This is a genomic window from Pseudomonas sp. FBCC-B1565, assembly GCF_059133265.1.
This window is the reverse complement of the sequence record NZ_CP101438.1, coordinates 555912-573877: the sequence shown is the minus strand read 5'-3', so window position 1 is coordinate 573877 and position 17966 is coordinate 555912. Positions and strand designations below refer to the sequence as shown.

At 62.0% G+C, this 17966-nt stretch carries 18 protein-coding genes; 6 read left to right on the top strand and 12 right to left on the bottom strand.

What is annotated here, in order from left to right:
- Positions 1 to 42 precede the first annotated feature (42 nt).
- The 3 genes from NL123_RS02625 to NL123_RS02615 are packed head-to-tail and all read left to right on the top strand — an operon-like array spanning position 43 to position 1974.
- Positions 43 to 1137 (top strand): PepSY-associated TM helix domain-containing protein, encoded by a 1095-nt coding sequence (locus NL123_RS02625; RefSeq protein ID WP_494357166.1) that lies wholly within the window; start codon positions 43 to 45, stop codon positions 1135 to 1137.
- Positions 1134 to 1310, top strand: coding sequence for a hypothetical protein (locus tag NL123_RS02620; RefSeq protein ID WP_494357165.1), 177 nt, complete (start codon positions 1134 to 1136; stop codon positions 1308 to 1310). Before NL123_RS02625 ends, NL123_RS02620 begins: the two co-directional genes overlap by 4 nt.
- 34 nt (positions 1311 to 1344) lie before the next feature.
- The gene (locus NL123_RS02615) at positions 1345 to 1974 is read left to right on the top strand and encodes a glutathione S-transferase family protein (protein ID WP_494357164.1); all 630 of its coding nucleotides are present in this window, start codon (positions 1345 to 1347) and stop codon (positions 1972 to 1974) included.
- Between the two features lie 174 nt (positions 1975 to 2148).
- On the opposite strand, the gene creD is transcribed toward NL123_RS02615, so the two are convergent.
- The 4 genes from creD to rloA2 are packed head-to-tail and all read right to left on the bottom strand — an operon-like array spanning position 2149 to position 6192.
- Positions 2149 to 3522, bottom strand: a complete 1374-nt coding sequence (gene creD / locus NL123_RS02610) for a cell envelope integrity protein CreD (RefSeq protein WP_494357163.1) — start codon at positions 3520 to 3522, stop codon at positions 2149 to 2151.
- Between the two features lie 52 nt (positions 3523 to 3574).
- Positions 3575 to 5014 (bottom strand): two-component system sensor histidine kinase CreC, encoded by a 1440-nt coding sequence (gene creC / locus NL123_RS02605; protein WP_494357162.1) that lies wholly within the window; start codon positions 5012 to 5014, stop codon positions 3575 to 3577.
- Entirely contained in the window at positions 5014 to 5682 is a 669-nt protein-coding gene (creB, locus tag NL123_RS02600) for a two-component system response regulator CreB (protein ID WP_248484988.1), read from the bottom strand. Before creB ends, creC begins: the two co-directional genes overlap by 1 nt.
- Positions 5683 to 5691: 9 nt before the next feature.
- Positions 5692 to 6192, bottom strand: coding sequence for a retropepsin-like aspartic peptidase RloA2 (rloA2, locus tag NL123_RS02595; protein WP_248484989.1), 501 nt, complete (start codon positions 6190 to 6192; stop codon positions 5692 to 5694).
- 173 nt (positions 6193 to 6365) lie between these two features.
- On the opposite strand from rloA2, the gene yihG reads away from it, so the two are divergent.
- Positions 6366 to 7244: a 1-acylglycerol-3-phosphate O-acyltransferase, YihG family gene (yihG, locus tag NL123_RS02590; protein WP_494357161.1), complete on the top strand. Its 879-nt coding sequence runs from the start codon at positions 6366 to 6368 to the stop codon at positions 7242 to 7244.
- Positions 7245 to 7281: 37 nt separating this feature from the next.
- Here the strand turns inward: yihG and NL123_RS02585 are convergent, their stop codons facing one another.
- Positions 7282 to 7824 (bottom strand): hypothetical protein, encoded by a 543-nt coding sequence (locus tag NL123_RS02585; RefSeq protein ID WP_494357160.1) that lies wholly within the window; start codon positions 7822 to 7824, stop codon positions 7282 to 7284.
- A 263-nt stretch (positions 7825 to 8087) separates the two neighbouring features.
- Positions 8088 to 8660: a DUF2780 domain-containing protein gene (locus NL123_RS02580; protein WP_071494371.1), complete on the bottom strand. Its 573-nt coding sequence runs from the start codon at positions 8658 to 8660 to the stop codon at positions 8088 to 8090.
- A 151-nt stretch (positions 8661 to 8811) separates the two neighbouring features.
- Here NL123_RS02580 and NL123_RS02575 point away from each other — a divergent pair, with 151 nt between their 5' ends.
- Together NL123_RS02575 and NL123_RS02570 are read left to right on the top strand one after the other, a co-directional pair.
- A complete protein-coding gene (locus tag NL123_RS02575; protein WP_248484992.1) occupies positions 8812 to 9438 on the top strand; it encodes an RNA polymerase sigma factor in 627 nt (208 codons plus the stop codon).
- Positions 9435 to 10112, top strand: a complete 678-nt coding sequence (locus tag NL123_RS02570) for an anti-sigma factor (RefSeq protein WP_494357159.1) — start codon at positions 9435 to 9437, stop codon at positions 10110 to 10112. Before NL123_RS02575 ends, NL123_RS02570 begins: the two co-directional genes overlap by 4 nt.
- 91 nt (positions 10113 to 10203) lie before the next feature.
- On the opposite strand, the gene fdhA is transcribed toward NL123_RS02570, so the two are convergent.
- The 6 genes from fdhA to NL123_RS02540 all read right to left on the bottom strand — a co-directional run bounded on the left by fdhA (position 10204) and on the right by NL123_RS02540 (position 17958).
- The gene (gene fdhA, locus NL123_RS02565; RefSeq protein WP_016972852.1) at positions 10204 to 11403 is read right to left on the bottom strand and encodes a formaldehyde dehydrogenase, glutathione-independent; all 1200 of its coding nucleotides are present in this window, start codon (positions 11401 to 11403) and stop codon (positions 10204 to 10206) included.
- Between the two features lie 181 nt (positions 11404 to 11584).
- A complete protein-coding gene (purU, locus tag NL123_RS02560; RefSeq protein ID WP_494357158.1) occupies positions 11585 to 12442 on the bottom strand; it encodes a formyltetrahydrofolate deformylase in 858 nt (285 codons plus the stop codon).
- Positions 12443 to 12618: 176 nt separating this feature from the next.
- A complete protein-coding gene (locus NL123_RS02555) occupies positions 12619 to 13251 on the bottom strand; it encodes a sarcosine oxidase subunit gamma (protein WP_248484994.1) in 633 nt (210 codons plus the stop codon).
- A 124-nt stretch (positions 13252 to 13375) separates the two neighbouring features.
- A complete protein-coding gene (locus NL123_RS02550) occupies positions 13376 to 16393 on the bottom strand; it encodes a sarcosine oxidase subunit alpha (RefSeq protein WP_494357157.1) in 3018 nt (1005 codons plus the stop codon).
- Positions 16390 to 16692 carry a sarcosine oxidase subunit delta gene (locus NL123_RS02545; RefSeq protein WP_010207083.1) on the bottom strand — a complete coding sequence of 101 codons (303 nt, stop codon included), beginning with the start codon at positions 16690 to 16692 and terminating at the stop codon, positions 16390 to 16392. Before NL123_RS02545 ends, NL123_RS02550 begins: the two co-directional genes overlap by 4 nt.
- Positions 16693 to 16707: 15 nt before the next feature.
- Positions 16708 to 17958 (bottom strand): sarcosine oxidase subunit beta, encoded by a 1251-nt coding sequence (locus NL123_RS02540; RefSeq protein WP_010207084.1) that lies wholly within the window; start codon positions 17956 to 17958, stop codon positions 16708 to 16710.
- Positions 17959 to 17966: the final 8 nt, after the last annotated feature.

The following is a 17966-nucleotide window of genomic DNA, read 5'->3' as shown; positions in this document are numbered from 1 at the left end:
GCCGCCCAAGGGGCGGCTTTGGTGTGTCTGAAGGTTGAAAACATGAAAAGCCAAACCATCCGCCGCTGGTCCTTCATCCACACCTGGACCAGCCTGATCTGCACGGTATTCCTGCTGCTGCTCGCCCTCACCGGCCTGCCGCTGGTGTTTCACCACGAGATCGACCACCTGCTGGGCAACGAGCCGGAACTGGCGCAGATGCCCGCCGATACGCCGCAGCTCAACCTCGAGCAGCTTGTAGCCAAAGCGCAGGCCCATCGCCCCGGCGACGCCATGCAGTACCTGGCCTGGGACGAAGACGACAAGAACGGTGTGATCGCAATCATGGCCGCCACCGCCGGCACCGAACCCAACTCGTCGCACACCTTCATGCTCGACGCGCGCACCGGCGAAGCCATGGAAACCCCGGCGGCCAACGGCGGATTCACGCTGTTCCTGCTGCGCTTGCATGTGGATATGTTCGCTGGCCTGCCGGGCAAGTTGCTGCTGGCGTTCATGGGGGTTCTGTTTGTGCTGGCGATCATCTCCGGCACGGTGCTGTACCTGCCGTTCATGCGCCGCCTGAAATTCGCCACTGTGCGTCAGGACAAATCCACCCGCCTGCGCTGGCTCGACCTGCACAACCTGATCGGCGTGGTCACCCTGACCTGGGCGCTGGTGGTGGGCGTGACCGGGGTAATCAGCGCCTGCGCCGACCTGATCATCGCCGCCTGGCGCCAGGACAGCCTCAGCGCCATGATCGAACCCTACAAAAACGCCCCACCCCTGACCCAACGCGCACCGGCCACCGAGCTGTTGGCGATTGCCGCCAAGGCCGCACCCGGCATGGCGCCGGACTTCATCGCCTTCCCCGGCACACGCTTTTCCAGCGAGCACCATTACGCGGTGTTCATGAAAGGTAGCACCCACCTCACCTCGCATTTGCTCACGCCGGTACTGATCGACGCCAGCACCCTGGCCGTCACCGCCATCGCCGAACGCCCGTGGTACATGGACGCCATGGGCATGTCCCAACCGCTGCATTTTGGCGATTACGGCGGCATGCCGATGAAGATCCTGTGGGCGGCGCTGGATGTGCTGACCATCATCGTGCTGGTGAGCGGGATTTACCTGTGGATCGTAAGGCGCCGGACATGAAGCCACGTCAGTCGAGTTTCTGGAAGGTCTTTGGGATTCCGCTGGGGATCGGCCTGCTCAGCGCCGCCGGGTTGTTTGCAGCGCTGCTCGGCGATGGGCTGTGGGATTCGCTCAGTTGGCTCGGGTTGGGCATTCCCGCTGCAATTGGCACTTGGGCCTTGCTCAAACGGTGAGATAGATTAGCGCAGCCCAATCAGAGGAATGCCCATGTCCGCTCCCAGCATGACCTTGTTCCACAACCCCGCTTCACCGTTTGTTCGTAAGGTTCGCGTGCTGCTGGCTGAAACCGGCCAGCAGGACCGCGTCGCCCTGCACGGCTGCATGCCGACCCCGGTCAACCCGGATGCGCAGGTGGTGCAAGGCAACCCCGTGGGCAAGATCCCGGCCCTGCGCCTGGCCGATGGCACGGTGCTGCACGACAGCCGGGTGATCCTCGATTACTTCGACCACCAACACGTCGGCAACCCGCTGATCCCCCGCGACGGCTCGGCCCGCTGGCGCCGCCTGACCCTGGCCTCGATGGCCGACGGCATCATGGATGCCGCCGTGCTGGTGCGCTACGAAACCGCCCTGCGCCCGGCAGAAAAACACTGGGACCAATGGCTCGACGAACAGCGCAACAAGATCCGTCGCACCCTCGCCGAGCTGGAAGCCGACGCGATTGCCGAGCTGGCCAGCCACTTCGACATCGCCGCCATCAGCGTGGCTTGCGCCCTGGGTTACCTCGACTTCCGTCACCCGGATACGCAATGGCGGTTGGATAACCCGCAGCTTGCCGCCTGGTACGCGGAGGTCAGCCAGCGCCCTTCGATGCTGGAAACCCAGCCACCCCTTTGACAGTCATTGTAGTCCGGTGTGGGAGGGGGCTTGCCCCCGATGGCGGTGGGTCAGCTACAGGTGAAGTAACAGACACACTGCAATCGGGGGCAAGCCCCCTCCCACACTGGCCGGCGGCAAGGTTGAGATAGTCGATGATCCTCGCCTTCATTTGCTGATCTTCCCGCAACCCGATCATTGCACCGCCTCCAGGTCAAACATCAACGGCTCGGCCGCCTTGCGTTTGCCCACGCCATACCAGTCCAACTTTCGCGTCAGTACCATCACCGTGCCCAGCAGGCCGAACAGCAGCAACGAGCCCATCAGCAACGCGTAGTCCTCGGCACTCAACAACCCGTACAGCAAGCCATACAACGCCGCCAGCCCCGCCGAAAAGCCCAGGCCATGGGCGACGCTGCGCAGCACGTGGCACACATAGAAGCCGATCAACAACACGCACGCACTGGCCGAGATCAGGTAGGCCAGGGCGAAGCCTATGTGCTCGGACAACGACAACAACAGTAGGTAGAAGAACGCCAGCGCAAAGCCCACCAACGCGTACTGCACCGGGTGCACCGCCAGGCTCTTGAGCACTTCGAACAGGAAGAAGCCGGCAAAAGTAAGGGCGATAAACAGCAGCGCGTATTTGATCGCACGGTCGCTCTTGAGGTATTGGTCCACCGGGTCGATGAAGTTCACGCCGAAGCTGCGGTTGTTGAAGTCATTGCAGCCCTGGCCGTCCAGGCAGGTTTGCAGGGCCTGTTCGAGGTTGGTGGAGAAAAATGAGGTCTGCCAGTTGGCGGTAAACCCCTTGTCGGTGACCTCACGCTGCACCGGCAGGAAGTTGCCGATAAAGCTGGGGTGCGGCCAGTTGGAGGCGAGTGACACCTGGCTGGTCTTGCCCACCGGCACCACTTGCAATTGTTCGGTGCCTTGCAGGCGCAGGTCGAAGGCAAAGTCCACGACAGAGGGCTTTTTGCTGTCCTGCTCCGGCAGCGCCACGTGCACGCCTTCACCCAGCCAGTCCACCTGAGAGCCCGGCTCGAACTCCAGTTGCTGGCTGCCCAGCTCCAACTTCAACGCATTCTCGATGCCGCGAATATCGCTGATGCCCACCGCCAGAAACGCCGGATCAAAGCGGTAATCGGCAAAGTCCTCGGTGATGCCCAGCTGCGCAGGCAATTCGAAGCGCCCGCTGATGCGGTTGTCGGCATGGAACAGCCGCGCCTGGTAGATGCCGCGTGCACGCAGTTCGGTCTGCACCTTGCCGTCGAGTTCAAAACGGTCCGGCAGGAAATACAGACGACCACGCTCTTCACGGGTGACTTCGTAGCGTTTGTTGAGCTTTTCATTGAGCTTCCACTCGCGGACGGTCTTGCGATACGGCACCACCATCACCGGGCCGGTGAGGCGCTGGGCGTAGCTGGAGCTGCGGGCGATGTCCATCAGGACGCCGTCGCGCAGTTGCTGGCGGTCGCTGATGATGCCGTTGATCATCAGCAACGGAATCAGCAACAGCAGGATCAGCAGCGCAATCGCGCCAAGTTTGAAAAGCAGGCTGCGGTTCATGGGTCTCTCCCTGTTTTGATGGGGGAGAGTCTGGGCAGCCTGTGTGGGAGATTTATGTGGGCAATGTGGAGACTGTATGGAGATGCAGCACCACTTGCACGCCACCTTGCACATTACCGATCTGCAACGCGCCGCCGTGCAGCTTCATCACTTCCTCGACAAAGTTGAGGCCCAGGCCGGTGCTTTTGCGCCCACTGGCCGGGCGTGGCAGCGAATAGAACCGTTCGCTCAGGCGCGGCAGGGCGTAGTCGGGAATCGGCGCGGCCTGGTTGAACAGGCTCACCTGCACGTCGTTGTGCCGGGTCTGCGCGCTGAATTTCAAGGTGCCGCCAGGCGGTGTGAAATCCAGGGCGTTATCCAGCAGGTTGCCCAGGGCCTGGCGCAGCAGGAAGGGTTCGCCGTACACCTTCACATCCGCCGCAATCGTCTGTTCAACGTGCAATCCGGCACCTTCGATCCGCGCACATTGCGCCTTGAGCACCTCATCGACCATGGCTGCCAGCGGGATGCTCACCTGCTCTTCCAGGCCCTGGCGTTGCTCGACCTGCGCCAGGTTCAGCAGGCGTTCGATCAACTGCTGCAGACGCGCGCTTTCGCTGTCGATATTGCCGACGAAGCGCTGCTGTTGCTCACGGGTCATATCGCCCTGCAACAGCTCTGCCGCACCGCGTATCGCGGCCAGCGGGCTCTTCAATTCGTGGGTCAGAGTGTGCACGTAGTGTTCGACGTAGGCCTTGCCTTCCAACTGCGTGCGCATATGCTCGACGGCGGTGGACAACTGCTTGAGTTCGCCGCCACGGTAATGCGGCAACTCGGCGCGCCGGCCCTCGCTGACCGCCTCGGCGTAGGCCGTCAAGCGACGCAGCGCAACGCTCAGCCACCACGACAGCAGCGCGCCGAGCAACAGGCCGAGAATCACCAGGCCCGCGCCGTACCACAGCAGGCGCCGCTCGGTGCGGTCGACGTAGGGCTGCAACGAGCTGTTCGGCTTGGCCACGGTGACCACGCCGATGATCTGGCCGTTGTCACGGATCGGCGCGCCCACGTGCATCACCGAGGAAGTGGGGTCATCCAGCTCGCTGCGTGTGGAGCGGGCACCGTACTCGCCGCGCAGGGTCAGGTACACATCGTTCCACTTGGAATAGTCCTGCCCCACCGCTTCGCCCGTGGAGTCGAGCAGCACGGTGCCCTTGGCATCGGTCACGTAGATGCGGTGATTGACCTGGTTCTTCGGCAGCCCCCAGATCGTCGCGCCCGGCTGGCGATTGCCGTAGGCCTTGAGCAGTTCAGGCCAGTGGCTTTGGCCGAGGGTGCCGTTCTTCACATCGTCGCGCAGGATTTCGGCCAGCAGGTTGGCGGTGTCCACCAGGGTTTCTTCGGTGGACTGGCGCACGCCGGGGCGGATTTCCTTCATCACGGTGCTGAGCACGAAGTAGCCGGTCAGGCCGATAAACAGCGCGTACACCAGGAAAATCCGCAGCCCCAGGCGCATCAGCTGTTGCCTGGGCTGTAGCTGTAGCCAAGACCGCGATGGGTCTGGATCGGCTCGGCGTCGGCAGCCACATTGCGTAACTTGCTGCGCAGGCTTTTGATATGGCTGTCGATATTGCGCTCGTAACCGGCATCCGCCGCGACGCCGACCGCGTCCAACAGCTGCTCGCGGCTGAATACGCGCTCGGGTTGTTCCAACAGGCTTTGCAATAGGCGGAATTCGTGACGTGTGAGGCTCAACGGCTGACCGCGATACATGATCTGCATGCGCTCCAGGTCTACCTGGAATACCGCCGGCGCAGCCCCTGGACCAATCCGCTTGAGGATCGCCCTGACCCGCGCCGTCACTTCCCGTGGGCTGAACGGCTTGACCACATAATCGTCGGCGCCGATTTCCAGCCCCACCACCCGGTCGATCTCGCCATCCCGCGCGCTGAGGAACATCACCGGCACTTCGCTGAACCGGCGCAGTTGCTTGCAGGTTTCAAACCCGGTGATGTCCGGCAGGCCAATGTCAAGGATGATCAGATCGGCCGGCGTCTGGCGTTGATGCTCCAGCGCAGCCTGGCCGAGTGTCAGCCAGGTGGTGGTGAAGCCCTCGCCTTGCAGGGCGAATATCAGCGTGTCGGCTATCGCCGCTTCGTCTTCGACAATCAGGATGTGGGGCATGGTGGTCCGTCAGCAGTCCGGTTTGTCAGCAGTGTAACGACGCGCCGGGTTGACCGCAGCGCCGAACTCGCGCAGAGCCTTGGCGCCGATCAGCAGCGGGTAGTTGAAGCTGCTGCGGTCGGTGAGGTTGACCTCGACGGTGCGCTTGACGTCGCCCAGGCACATTTCCAGGTCGATCACCGGGCGCTTGGCCACGGTGGCTTCGTCCTTGTCCTCGTCTTCGTCGGCGCGGCTCTTGATCTTGCTGATGCGCGAGACTTTGTGTTCGTAGACCTTATTGGACGCGTCCTTGCCGCCGAGGCGGAAACGCACCCAATCGTCACCGTCACGGGTGAAGGTTTGGATGTCACGGGCCGACAGCGAGGCGGTGAGCGCGCCGGTGTCCATCTTGGCCTTGAAGGTTTCGCCGATCTCCGGCAGCTGGATGTATTCGTAGCGACCGTAGAGGGTCGGTTCGGCGGCCATGACCGGCAGGGCAGCCAGGGCCAAAGAGGCAAGGAGCAGTTTCACGAAGTGATTTCCTCGGAAAGAAGTAGGCGGATTCTAGACCGCAAAAGCGCCGGTTAGTTAGCTCATCCCACCATACCCGGCACATTGTGAAACATTCGTACGGTGATTTGCGATTTGGCCTCTAGACTCACCTTGCTTATGATGGCCCGCCCACAAGATTCCAAGAGTTACTTATGCGCCGCCTGCTCACCGGCTGTTTCGTCACCCTGCTGCTCTTGCTCAACACCCTCGTGCTGTTCGGCCCGTTGATGGTGTTTGCCCTGCTCAAGCTGGTAGCCCCGGGGCGCTTGCGTGACTACATGTCATGGGCGGTAATGTGGATCGCCGAGACCTGGGCCGAGATCGACAAGCTGATTTTCTCGCTGTGCATCCCGACCCAGTGGGACATTCGCGGCGGCGGCGATCTGCGGGGTGACACCAGTTACCTGGTGATCAGCAACCACCAGTCCTGGGTGGATATCCCGGCCTTGATCCAGGCCCTCAACCGCCGTACGCCGTTCTTCAAATTCTTCCTGAAAAAAGAGCTGATCTGGGTGCCCTTCCTGGGCCTGGCCTGGTGGGCGCTGGATTACCCGTTCATGAAGCGCTACACCAAGGCGTTCCTGGCCAAGCATCCCGACCTGGCGGGGCAGGATTTGAAGATCACCAAAGAGGCCTGCGAGCTGTTCAAGCGCCAGCCGGTGACAGTGGTCAATTATCTGGAAGGCACGCGGTTCAGCGAGGCCAAGCGCAAACAGCAGGGCTCACCTTTCACCCGCTTGCTCAAGCCCAAGGCGGGCGGCGTGGCGTTTGTGCTGGCGGCGATGGGCGAGCAACTGGATGCGGTGCTGGACGTGACGGTGGTGTATCCGCAGCAAAAGATTCCGGGGTTCTGGGCTTTGATCAGCGGTTCGGTACCGAAGGTGATCATTGATATCCGCACCCGCGAACTGGACCCGGCGCTATGGCAAGGGGACTACGAGAACGATCCGGCATTTCGCCAGACTGTCCAGAGCTGGGTGAACCAGCTCTGGCAGGAGAAGGATCAGCGCATTCAGCTATTGCTCAAGTAATACGGCATGGCGTCGTTCAGGTGCCCCACCATCCCGATCAAAATGCTTTGGCGCCTTCGAGCGCAGCTTTGAGACTGGCAATCAAGTCAGCATCAGAGGTGTTTACCGCGCCATCGAGCTTCAGGAACGCTTTCGCTACCGCAGCCAGGCGTTCAAGATCGGCCGGCTCAAGGCCTTTTTCGGAAGCTTCGGCTTTGAGGAAATCCCTCATGCTGGAAAGCATCTCGTCTCCGCCCAAGGAGTTGGTAGTGCTATCAGGCACCGCTTTCTTGTAAGCGGCAACGAATTTCTCCGACTCCTCGTTCGTCGGCGCTTTTATGCCCGCGAACAATGCATTGGCACTCAGCGGAAAATTCGATTTTTGCTCAGATTGAGTGTGTTCCACAAAACGTCGAAGATCCGAAAGCAGTTGCTTGAGTTGCAAGTCCGGCTTCTTGCTGCTCCCTGCCACCTCCCAGGCATTGCGTATATCCTGGATCAACCCGGACGGCAGGGTGAGGCCTTGCCGGGCCACACGAACCGCTGCCTGCTCGAAAGAAATACCGGAAGACATTGGGGACTGTGAATTAATCTGAGTCATTGGAGCACCATTTCGGTCAGTTGAAGAGTCTCTCAAATACCGCTCTTAGCGATTGATGAGAGAGTTCTTATTAGGTGGCCACTCAACCTCCCACAGTTCCCAGCGCTATATCACAGGATATTACGCAGTCAGTCGTCCTTCCAACACAGACGAAGACGATACCAATAGAGGAATACACGAGCACAGTGACCGCGCATCCTCGTAAGCCCCCCCGCACTGGATGAGCCCGCCACGGAGAGGCAAAAAGGCATGCTGAACATCCGTCAGTTGCCAGTGCCCCAGGCCGAGGCCAATTTACCCAGCAATGACTGGTTCGCACCCTGGCCACCCAAGTATTGCAGGATCACCGGCGCAAACTGGCCTACCATCCCACTGTCCATGCCCAGGGCGCTGAACGCAGTGTTCAGGTCGTTGGTGTTCTTCACGTTGCCCAGCAGGCCGTCGAGGCCGCTGGTCTTGCTACCGCCAGCCTGGCCGAGCATCCCGCTCAAGGCCCCGAGGCTGCCCAACGCATTATTGCCCGACAGTTGGTCGAGGCCCGGCACACTATTGCCCAGTTGCGAATAGTCGTTGCCGCTCAATTTGTTCTTGGCCAGGCCCAGCATGGCGCCCGTACCGCCGACCGCTTGCTCGGGGGTGATGTTCAGTTGCGAGGTCAGGGCGCTCAACAGGCCGGCCGTCTCGGACGACGGTGCAGCAGCGGCTGCCTTGTTGTTACCACCCTGCATGCCGGAAATGGCATTGGCCGCGTCGCCAAGGCTGAACCCTGCGGCGAGCACCGGGCCGGCTGCCAGGGTCATCAGGCAGGAAAGGGCGAAACCGCGTGAAATCTTCATCGAAACAACCTCTGGGTGTAGGAGCTAAAAGCAGGCGTTTGACTGACAGTCCGGAACGATTGTTCCCACACCAAGGTTAGTTCAGATTTTTCTGCATCCGAATCGCCTCGGCCCGCGTATAGCCTGCATACGCCACTCGGAGTTGGATGGAATGAATGCCCAGGCTGAACTACCCTCCGCTTACCGCGTGCAGTCCCGTCACCCTCGAACGAGGGTCTGGAGAAGCCCAATTAGCGCCGATGATGCTGACCCATTGCGCCCTTTGCTGGCGCAATGTGCCCTAGGTAACCGCCAGGCATTCGAAACCCTCTACCGCAGCGTGTCGCCGCGCCTGCACGGCGTGGCCCTGCGTTTCATGGGCCGCCCTGACCTGGCCGAAGAGGTGTTGCAGGAAGCCTTCGTGCGCATCTGGTACAACGCCTCCCGCTACGAAGCGCACCTATCTGCGCCGATGACCTGGATGGTCAACATCACCCGCAACCTGGCCATCGACCAATTGCGCAAGCACCGTGAACAGCCGCTGGCCGAGGGTCAGCAAGACGCCTTGCTCGATGACGCCCCCAGCGCTCACGACCAACTCGACAACGAACGCCAAGCCCGCGCCTTGAACCGTTGCCTGGACACCCTCGACGGCATGCAACGCCAGTCGATCAGCGTGGCTTACTTCCAGGGCCTGTCGTGCTCGGAATTGGCCGAACACTTGGCCGCGCCCCTGGGCTCGGTCAAATCCTGGATTCGTCGCGGCATGGAACGCCTGCGCAGGTGCCTTGAATCATGAACTACCAGACCACCGCCCTGCGTCGCGCCCTCGCCGCCGACTATGCCATAGGCCTGATGCCCGCCACCGCGCGCCGGCGTTTTGATGCGCTGCTTCTGGAGGATGCCGCACTGCGCGTGGAACTCGGCCATTGGCAGGACGCGCTCGCCAGCCTGACCGGTGCCTTGCCCGAGCGAGCGGTGCCGGCGCATGTCTGGGAAGGCATCAAGGCACGCATAGAGCCGCAGGTGCTGCATGTGCCGGCGAAAAAACCGTTCTGGATGAACCTGCGCCTGCAGGCGGCGGCGTTTGGCATCGTCATTGCCGTGCTGGTGGGCGTGCTCTACCAGCGCGACCTGGGAATGGAATACAACGCCACGCTGGTCGCCGCCAACCAGCAACCGGCGCTGCAGATCAAGGGGTTTGCCGACCACCTGCAAGTCGAGCCGCTGGCATTGGCCGCTTTTGAGCCGACACGCGCCCTGGAACTGTGGGCCATTCCTGCCGGGGGCAAGCCAATATCCCTGGGCCTGGTGCCAGTGGCGGGCAAAGGTCGAATCGCGTTGAACAAAGCGCAGCAGGCGCTGCTGAAAACACCGCTGACCCTCGCCGTCAGCCTGGAGCCACAAGGGGGCTCGCCGACCGGCCAACCGACCGGGCCGGTGCTGTATCAGGGTCAATTAGCATCACTTTGAGGTGAGATGGCGCCAGGAACCCGGCGCGCAGACTGTTAGATCTGTGGGAGGGCTTGCCCCTCCCACATTTGGAACGCGGTATCCCAGGGATTTAAGCCGCGCTGAACAGTTTGTGCGGATCAATCACAAACTTCTTCGGCACACCCGCATCGAACTCGCCATACCCGCGTGGCGCATCATCCAGGCTGATCACCTGCACACCCACGATTTCGGCAATGTTGATACGGTCCCACATGATCGCCTGCATCAGCTGGCGGTTGTACTTCATCACCGGCGTTTGCCCAGTGTGGAAGCTGTGGGATTTAGCCCAGCCCAAACCAAAGCGAATGCTCAGGCTGCCCATTTTTGCGGCGGCATCCACGGCACCCGGATCTTCGGTGACGTAGAGGCCTGGGATACCGATCTTGCCCGCCACGCGCACCACGCCCATCAGCGAGTTGAGTACGGTGGCCGGGGCTTCTGCCTTGACCCCTTCATGGCCGTGGCCCCGGGCTTCGAAGCCCACGGCATCGACGGCGCAGTCCACTTCCGGCTCGCCCAGCAGTGCGGCGATCTGTTCGTGCAGCGGGGTGTCCTTGGACAGGTCGGCAATTTCGAAACCCTGGGCCTTGGCGTGGGCCAGGCGGACCGGGTTGACGTCGCCGATGATCACCACGGCAGCGCCCAGCAGGCGGGCGGAAGCGGCAGCCGCCAGGCCCACAGGACCGGCACCGGCGATGTAGACCGTGCTGCCTGGGCCAACGCCGGCAGTGACGGCGCCGTGGTAGCCGGTCGGGAGAATGTCGGAGAGGCAGGTCAGGTCGCGGATTTTCTCCATGGCCTTGTCGCGATCCGGCAGTTTGAGCAGGTTGAAGTCGGCGTACGGCACCAGTACGTATTCGGCCTGGCCGCCGGTCCAGTCACCCATGTCGACATAGCCGTAGGCGCCACCGGCACGGGCCGGGTTGACGGTCAGGCACACGCCGGTGTGTTGCTCTTTGCACGAGCGGCAGCGGCCGCAGGCTACGTTGAACGGTACGGACACCAGGTCGCCGATTTTCAGGTTCTCGACGTCGCTGCCCTTCTCGATCACTTCACCGGTAATTTCATGACCGAGCACCAGGCCGGTCTGGGCAGTGGTGCGGCCACGCACCATGTGTTGGTCGGAGCCGCAGATGTTGGTGGAGACCACGCGCAGGATGACGCCGTGCTCGATCTTCCTGCCACGGGGGTCCTGCATTTTGGGATAGTCGATTTTCTGTACTTCGACCTTGCCGTTGCCGAGATACACGACACCACGATTACCAGACATGCTTTCACCTCGCTGTTGTTTTTATGGAACTGCGTTGCCCGTTGGGTGGGCAGCGCGTTTAAGTGCTCGGGTACAGATGCTGTTCTTGCGTTGTTTGTGAGGGCCTCATCGGGGGCAAGCGCCCTCCCACATTCGACCGCATTCCAAATGTGGGAGGGGGCTTGCCCCCGATTGGCGCCAGTCAGAGCACCACCGTCCGATTGGCGTTCAAAAACACCCGCCGCTCAATGTGATACCCCACCGCCCGGGCCAACGTCAGCCCTTCGATATCCCGCCCCTTGGCAATCAAGTCCTCGGGATAATGGCTGTGATCCACCACCTCCACGCCCTGGGCGATGATCGGGCCTTCATCCAGGTCGTTGTTGATGTAATGCGCCGTGGCGCCCACCAGTTTCACGCCCTTGTTGTACGCCTGGTGATACGGCTTGGCGCCCTTGAACCCCGGCAGCAACGAGTGGTGGATGTTGATGGCCTTGCCATCCAGCTTGCGGCACAGCTCCGGCGACAGCACTTGCATGTAGCGCGCAAGAATCACCAATTCGGCGCCGGTGTCTTCCACCACTTGCCACACCTGACGCTCCTGGGACGGTTTGTCGTTGGGGTCGAGGGGGAAATGGTAGTAGGGAATCTGGTGCCAGTCGGCCAACGGTTTCAGATCGGGGTGATTGGACACCACCGCGACCACGTCCATCGGCAGCTGGCCGATGCGCTGGCGGTACAGCAGGTCGTTGAGGCAGTGATCGGCCTTGGAGACCATGATCACCACTTTTGGCCGGTAGTTCGGCGCCGTCAGCTCGAAGATCATGCCGAAGGCTTCACCCCGCGTGGCCAGGCCATCGCGGAACGCCTGCTCGTCAAAACCGTCGGGCTGGCGGAATTCCACGCGGATAAAGAACCGGCCCGAAAGCCGATCATCGAACGAGTGATGCTCAGTGACGTAGCAACCCTGTTCGAACAGGTAGCGGGTGACCGCGTCCACCGTGCCGAGCACGCTGGGGCAGTCGGCGGTCAAAATCCATGTATCGGGTGCGCGGCTCATAGTGCAATCCTCAGGCCCTTGTGGCGAGGGGGCTTGTCCCCCGTTGGGCTGCGAAGCAGCCCTTAAACCTGCTGCTCGGTTATTTCATGATAAATGCGCTGACTGTATTGGGACCGCTGCGCGCTCCAACGGGGGACAAGCCCCCTCGCCACAACAGCCCTCTTGTGCTCATTCAATCAGGCTTGGACGCTCAGGCCGAACTCGGCCGAGGCATCCTGCAACCACAACCACCAGTAGTCCGAGAAGCTGCGACGGATCAGCAGCTCCCAGGTGTCTTCAGCCGTGTGGCGGATCACCAGTTGCGACTTGGCGAACACCGTGCCCACCGCCTTGCCCACCGGGAAGTTGTTGGGGTGCACGTCGTAGCTGGTGGACTTCATCAGCACATCGCGCACGTTCGGGCCGCTGAGTTCGAGGATCTGCTGGCCGCCGCTGACATTGACGACCTGGATATGCAGGTCGCCCAGGGCGGCGCGCAGGTTTTGCTCGGCGGCGAATTCTTCACCGCTCGGCACGATCAGCAACCACTCATCCGGGCCGAGCCATTGCAGGCTGGTTTCGCCCTTGACGATCACTTGCAGGGCTCCCGGCAACTCGATGCCGACAGCTTTGTGCACGCCGGCGGCGAAGGCTGCGTCATGGCCGTCGCCACGAATAGTCAGGTGGCCCAGGAGTTTCTTTTCACGCACGGTCACACCGGCGTTCTTGCGGCCCTTGCCGACCAGGCTGGCGAGGTCGGCATGGTGCAGCGACGACTCGGCCTTGGCGCCGGAGGTGGGGCGTTGTTGGTAAACATTGGCTGCTGTCATAAAGCACCTGTTCTAAATGCTGTGGTGTCTGTTCTGGCCTCATCGGGGGCAAGCCCCCTCCCACAGGGGAATGCATTTCAACATGTGGGAGGGGGCTTGCCCCCGATACAGGCGACTCGATCCATCAGATGTTCTGGCGATCGCCTTTCGGGTCGAAGAACACCGAAGAAACAATCTCCGCCTCGATCACGCTGCCATCGGCCTGCGGTGAGAACACCCGCTCGCCGATACGCTTCAAGCCACCCTTCACCACCGCCATCGCGAACGAATAGCCGAGGGAGTTGTGGGCATAGCTTGAGGTGACGTGACCGACCATCTTCATCGGGATCGACTGCTTCGGATCAAACACCAGTTGCGCGCCTTCCGGCAGCCACACCTTCGGATCGACCGGCTTCAAGCCCACCAGTTGCTTACGCTCTTCACGCACGCAGTCTTCACGGTTCATGCCGCGCCAGCCGATCCACGAGAACGGTTTAGTGCGGCCCACACACCAGCCCATGTTCAGGTCGTCCGGGGTCATCGAGCCGTCGGTGTCCTGGCCGACAATGATGAAGCCCTTCTCGGCCCGCAGCACGTGCATGGTCTCGGTGCCGTACGGCGTCAGGTTGTACTTCTTGCCGGCGTCGACAATTTTTTCCAGCACGCCCATGGCGTAGTCGGCCTGCACGTTGATTTCGTACGACAGCTCACCGGTAAACGAAATGCGGAACACCCGCGCCGGTACGCCGCCCACCAGGCCTTCCTTCCAGGTCATGAACGGAAAACCGTCCTTGTCCAGGTCGATGTCGGTGACTTCGGCCAGCAGCTTGCGGCTGTTGGGGCCAGACAGCGTCATGGTCGCCCAGTGGTCGGTGACCGAGGTGAAGTACACCTTGAGGTCTGGCCATTCGGTCTGTTGGTAGATTTCCAGCCATTGCAGCACGCGTGCCGCGCCGCCGGTGGTGGTGGTCATCAGGAAGTGGTTGTCGGCGAGGCAGGCAGTCACGCCGTCATCGAATACCATGCCGTCTTCCTTGCACATCAGGCCGTAGCGCGCCTTGCCCACGTCGAGCTTGGTCCAGGCGTTGGTGTAGATGCGGTTGAGGAACTCACGCGCGTCCGGGCCCTGGATGTCGATCTTGCCGAGGGTGGACGCGTCCAGCAGGCCGACGCTGTCGCGCACGGCCAGGCATTCGCGCTTGACTGCAGCGTGCAGGTCTTCACCGTTGCGCGGGAAGTACCATGGGCGTTTCCACTGGCCGACATCTTCAAACTCGGCGCCGTTCTTCACGTGCCAGGCGTGCAGCGCGGTGTAGCGCACCGGCTCGAAGATGTGCCCACAGTGACGGCCCGCTACCGCGCCGAAGGTGACCGGCGTGTAGTTGGGACGGAACATGGTGGTGCCCATCTGCGGGATGGTCACGTTCAGCGAGCGGGCGGCAATGGCCAGGCCGTTGACGTTGCCCAGTTTGCCCTGATCGGTGCCGAAGCCCAGCGCGGTGTAGCGCTTGACGTGCTCGACCGACTCGAAACCTTCACGGGTCGCCAGTTCGATGGCGGCGGCGGTCACGTCGTTTTGCAGGTCGACGAATTGCTTCGGCGCTCGTGCAGTCGGCTTGTCGTGTGGCACTTGGTAAATAGCCAAAGTCGGCTCTTCCAGGCGGCTCAAGGCTTTTGGCAAGGTACCTTCCACTGGCGCGAAACCGGCTTCGCTGGCAGCGCGCACGCCGCCTTCAAAACCGTCTGCCAGGGAATCGCCAAGGCCGTAGACGCCGTTGATGCCACCGACGCACACGCGTTTCTGCGGGGCTTCGCCCGGTACAAAACCGAGGATATCTTCACGCCAGGTCGGCTTGCCGCCCAGGTGCGAAGCCAGGTGGACCACCGGGCTGTAGCCACCGGAGCTGGCTACCAGGTCACACTCCAGCCATTCACCTGGGCTGGTGACTTTATGCGCTTTCACATCGATCGCGGCCACGCGGGCGGCGGTCACGTGCTTGCTGCCACGGGCTTCGATCACGGCGCTGCCGGTGAGGATACGAATGCCTTTGGCGCGGGCCTCTTCCACCAGCGCACCACGTGGGTTGTGGCGCACATCGGCCACCGCCACCACTGCAAGGCCCGCATCGAGCCAGTCCAGCGCAACGCGGTAGGCGTGGTCGTTGTTGGTCGACAGCACCAGTTTCTTGCCGGGTGCCACGCCGTAGCGACGCACGTAAGTGGAGACCGCACCGGCCAGCATGTTGCCCGGCACGTCGTTGTTGCCGTACACCAGCGGACGCTCGCACGCACCGGTCGCCAGCACCACACGCTTGGCGCGCACCCGGTGGATACGCTGGCGCACCACGCCAATCGGCGCACGGTCACCGAGGTGGTCGGTGAGGCGTTCGTGAATGGTCAGGAAGTTATGGTCGTGGTAGCCGTTGACAGTGGCACGAGGCAGCAGCACCACGTCCGGCAGCGCTTTCAATTCAGCGATGACGCTGGCAACCCATTCAGCCGCTGGCTTGCCGTCGAGGCTTTCACGCGAATCCAGCAGCGAACCGCCGAACTCTTCCTGCTCATCGGCGAGGATCACGCGGGCACCGCTGCGGGCGGCGGCCAGTGCGGCAGCCAGGCCAGCAGGGCCGGCGCCGACGACCAGCACGTCACAGTGACGGTTGAAGTTGTCGTAGGTGTCCGGATCATTCTCGGTCGGCGAGCGGCCAAGACCGGCGGCCTTACGAATGTACTTCTCGTACGTCATCCAGAACGATTGCGGGTACATGAAGGTTTTGTAGTAGAAACCCGGCGGCATCAGCTTGCCGCCGACCTTGCCGAGGATGCCCATCACGTCATTGTTGACGTTCGGCCAGCCGTTGGTGCTGGTGGCGACCAGGCCCTGGTACAGCGCCTGTTGGGTGGCGCGCACGTTGGGAATCTGGGTGGCTTCGGTGGCGCCGATCTGCAGCACCGCGTTCGGCTCTTCGGCGCCGGCGGCAAAGATGCCACGCGGGCGCGAGTACTTGAAGCTGCGGCCAATGATATCGACGCCGTTGGCCAACAGGGCTGCGGCCAATGTGTCGCCTTCAAAGCCTTTGTAGCTCTGGCCGTTGAACGTAAACGTAAGGACTTTATTACGGTCGATCCGGCCACCGTTGGACAGGCGATTGGTCTGGCTCATACCTTCTCTCCAGAGGCCTTGGCGGTGAATTGTGGCTTCTCACCGATCTTGTAGGTTTCAAGAATTTCGTAGGTCAGGGTGTCGCGGGTCGCGTTGAAGTACTGGCGGCAACCGGCGGCATGAATCCACAGCTCGTGGTGCAGGCCACGGGGGTTGTCGCGGAAGAACATGTAGTCGCCCCACTCTTCATCGGTGCAGGCATTCGGGTCCAGCGGACGCGGGATGTGCGCTTGGCCGGACGCGTGGAATTCCTCTTCGGAGCGCAGTTCGCCACAGTGAGGACAGAAGATATGCAACATAGGGAATTTCTCCTGTTAGTGGGCGACGGCCGCAGCGCCGTGTTCGTCGATCAACGCACCGTTGTGGAAACGGTCGATGGAAAAAGGTGCCGCCAACGGGTGCATTTCACCCTTGGCCAGGCTGGCGGCAAACACGTTGCCTGAGCCCGGCGTGGCCTTGAAGCCACCGGTGCCCCAACCGCAGTTGAAGAACATGTTCGGCACGGGAGTCTTGGAGATGATCGGGCAGGCATCGGGCGTGGTGTCGACGATGCCGCCCCACTGGCGGTTCATGCGCACGCGGGACAGCACCGGGAACATCTCGACGATGGCCTGGATGGTGTGTTCGATCACCGGGTACGAACCGCGCTGGCCATAGCCGTTGTAGCCGTCGATACCGGCGCCGATCACCAGGTCGCCCTTGTCGGACTGGCTGATGTAGCCGTGCACGGCGTTGGACATGATCACGCTGTCGATAATCGGCTTGATCGGCTCCGACACCAGCGCTTGCAGCGGGTGGGATTCGATCGGCAGGCGGAACCCGGCGAGCGAAGCCATGTGCCCGGAGTTGCCGGCGGTGACCACACCGACGCGCTTGGCGCCGATGAAGCCCTTGTTGGTTTCCACGCCGATGCACACGCCGTTTTCCTTGCGGAAGCCGATCACTTCGGTCTGCTGGATCAAATCCACGCCCAATGCGTCGGCGGCACGCGCGAAGCCCCAGGCCACGGCATCGTGACGCGCTACGCCGCCACGCCGTTGCACGGTGGCGCCGAGCACCGGGTAGCGGGTGTTTTTCGAGCAGTCGAGGTACGGGATCTCGTCGGCCACTTGCTTGGCGTTGAGCAGTTCACCGTCCACGCCGTTGAGGCGGTTGGCACTCACGCGGCGCTCGGAATCACGGATGTCCTGCAAGGTGTGGCACAGGTTGTACACGCCACGCTGGGAGAACATCACGTTGTAGTTGAGGTCCTGGGACAGACCCTCCCACAGTTTCATCGCGTGCTCGTACAGGTGCGCCGACTCGTCCCACAGGTAGTTGGAACGCACGATGGTGGTGTTGCGCGCGGTGTTACCGCCGCCCAGCCAGCCTTTCTCGACCACGGCCACGTTGGTGATGCCGTGCTCTTTGGCCAGGTAATAGGCGGTCGCCAGACCATGCCCGCCGCCGCCGACGATGACCACGTCGTAGACCTTCTTGGGGGTCGGCGTGCGCCACATCTTCTGCCAGTTTTCGTGGTGGCTGAGGGAGTGCTTGAAGAGGCCGAAGCCCGAGTAGCGTTGCATAGTCATTA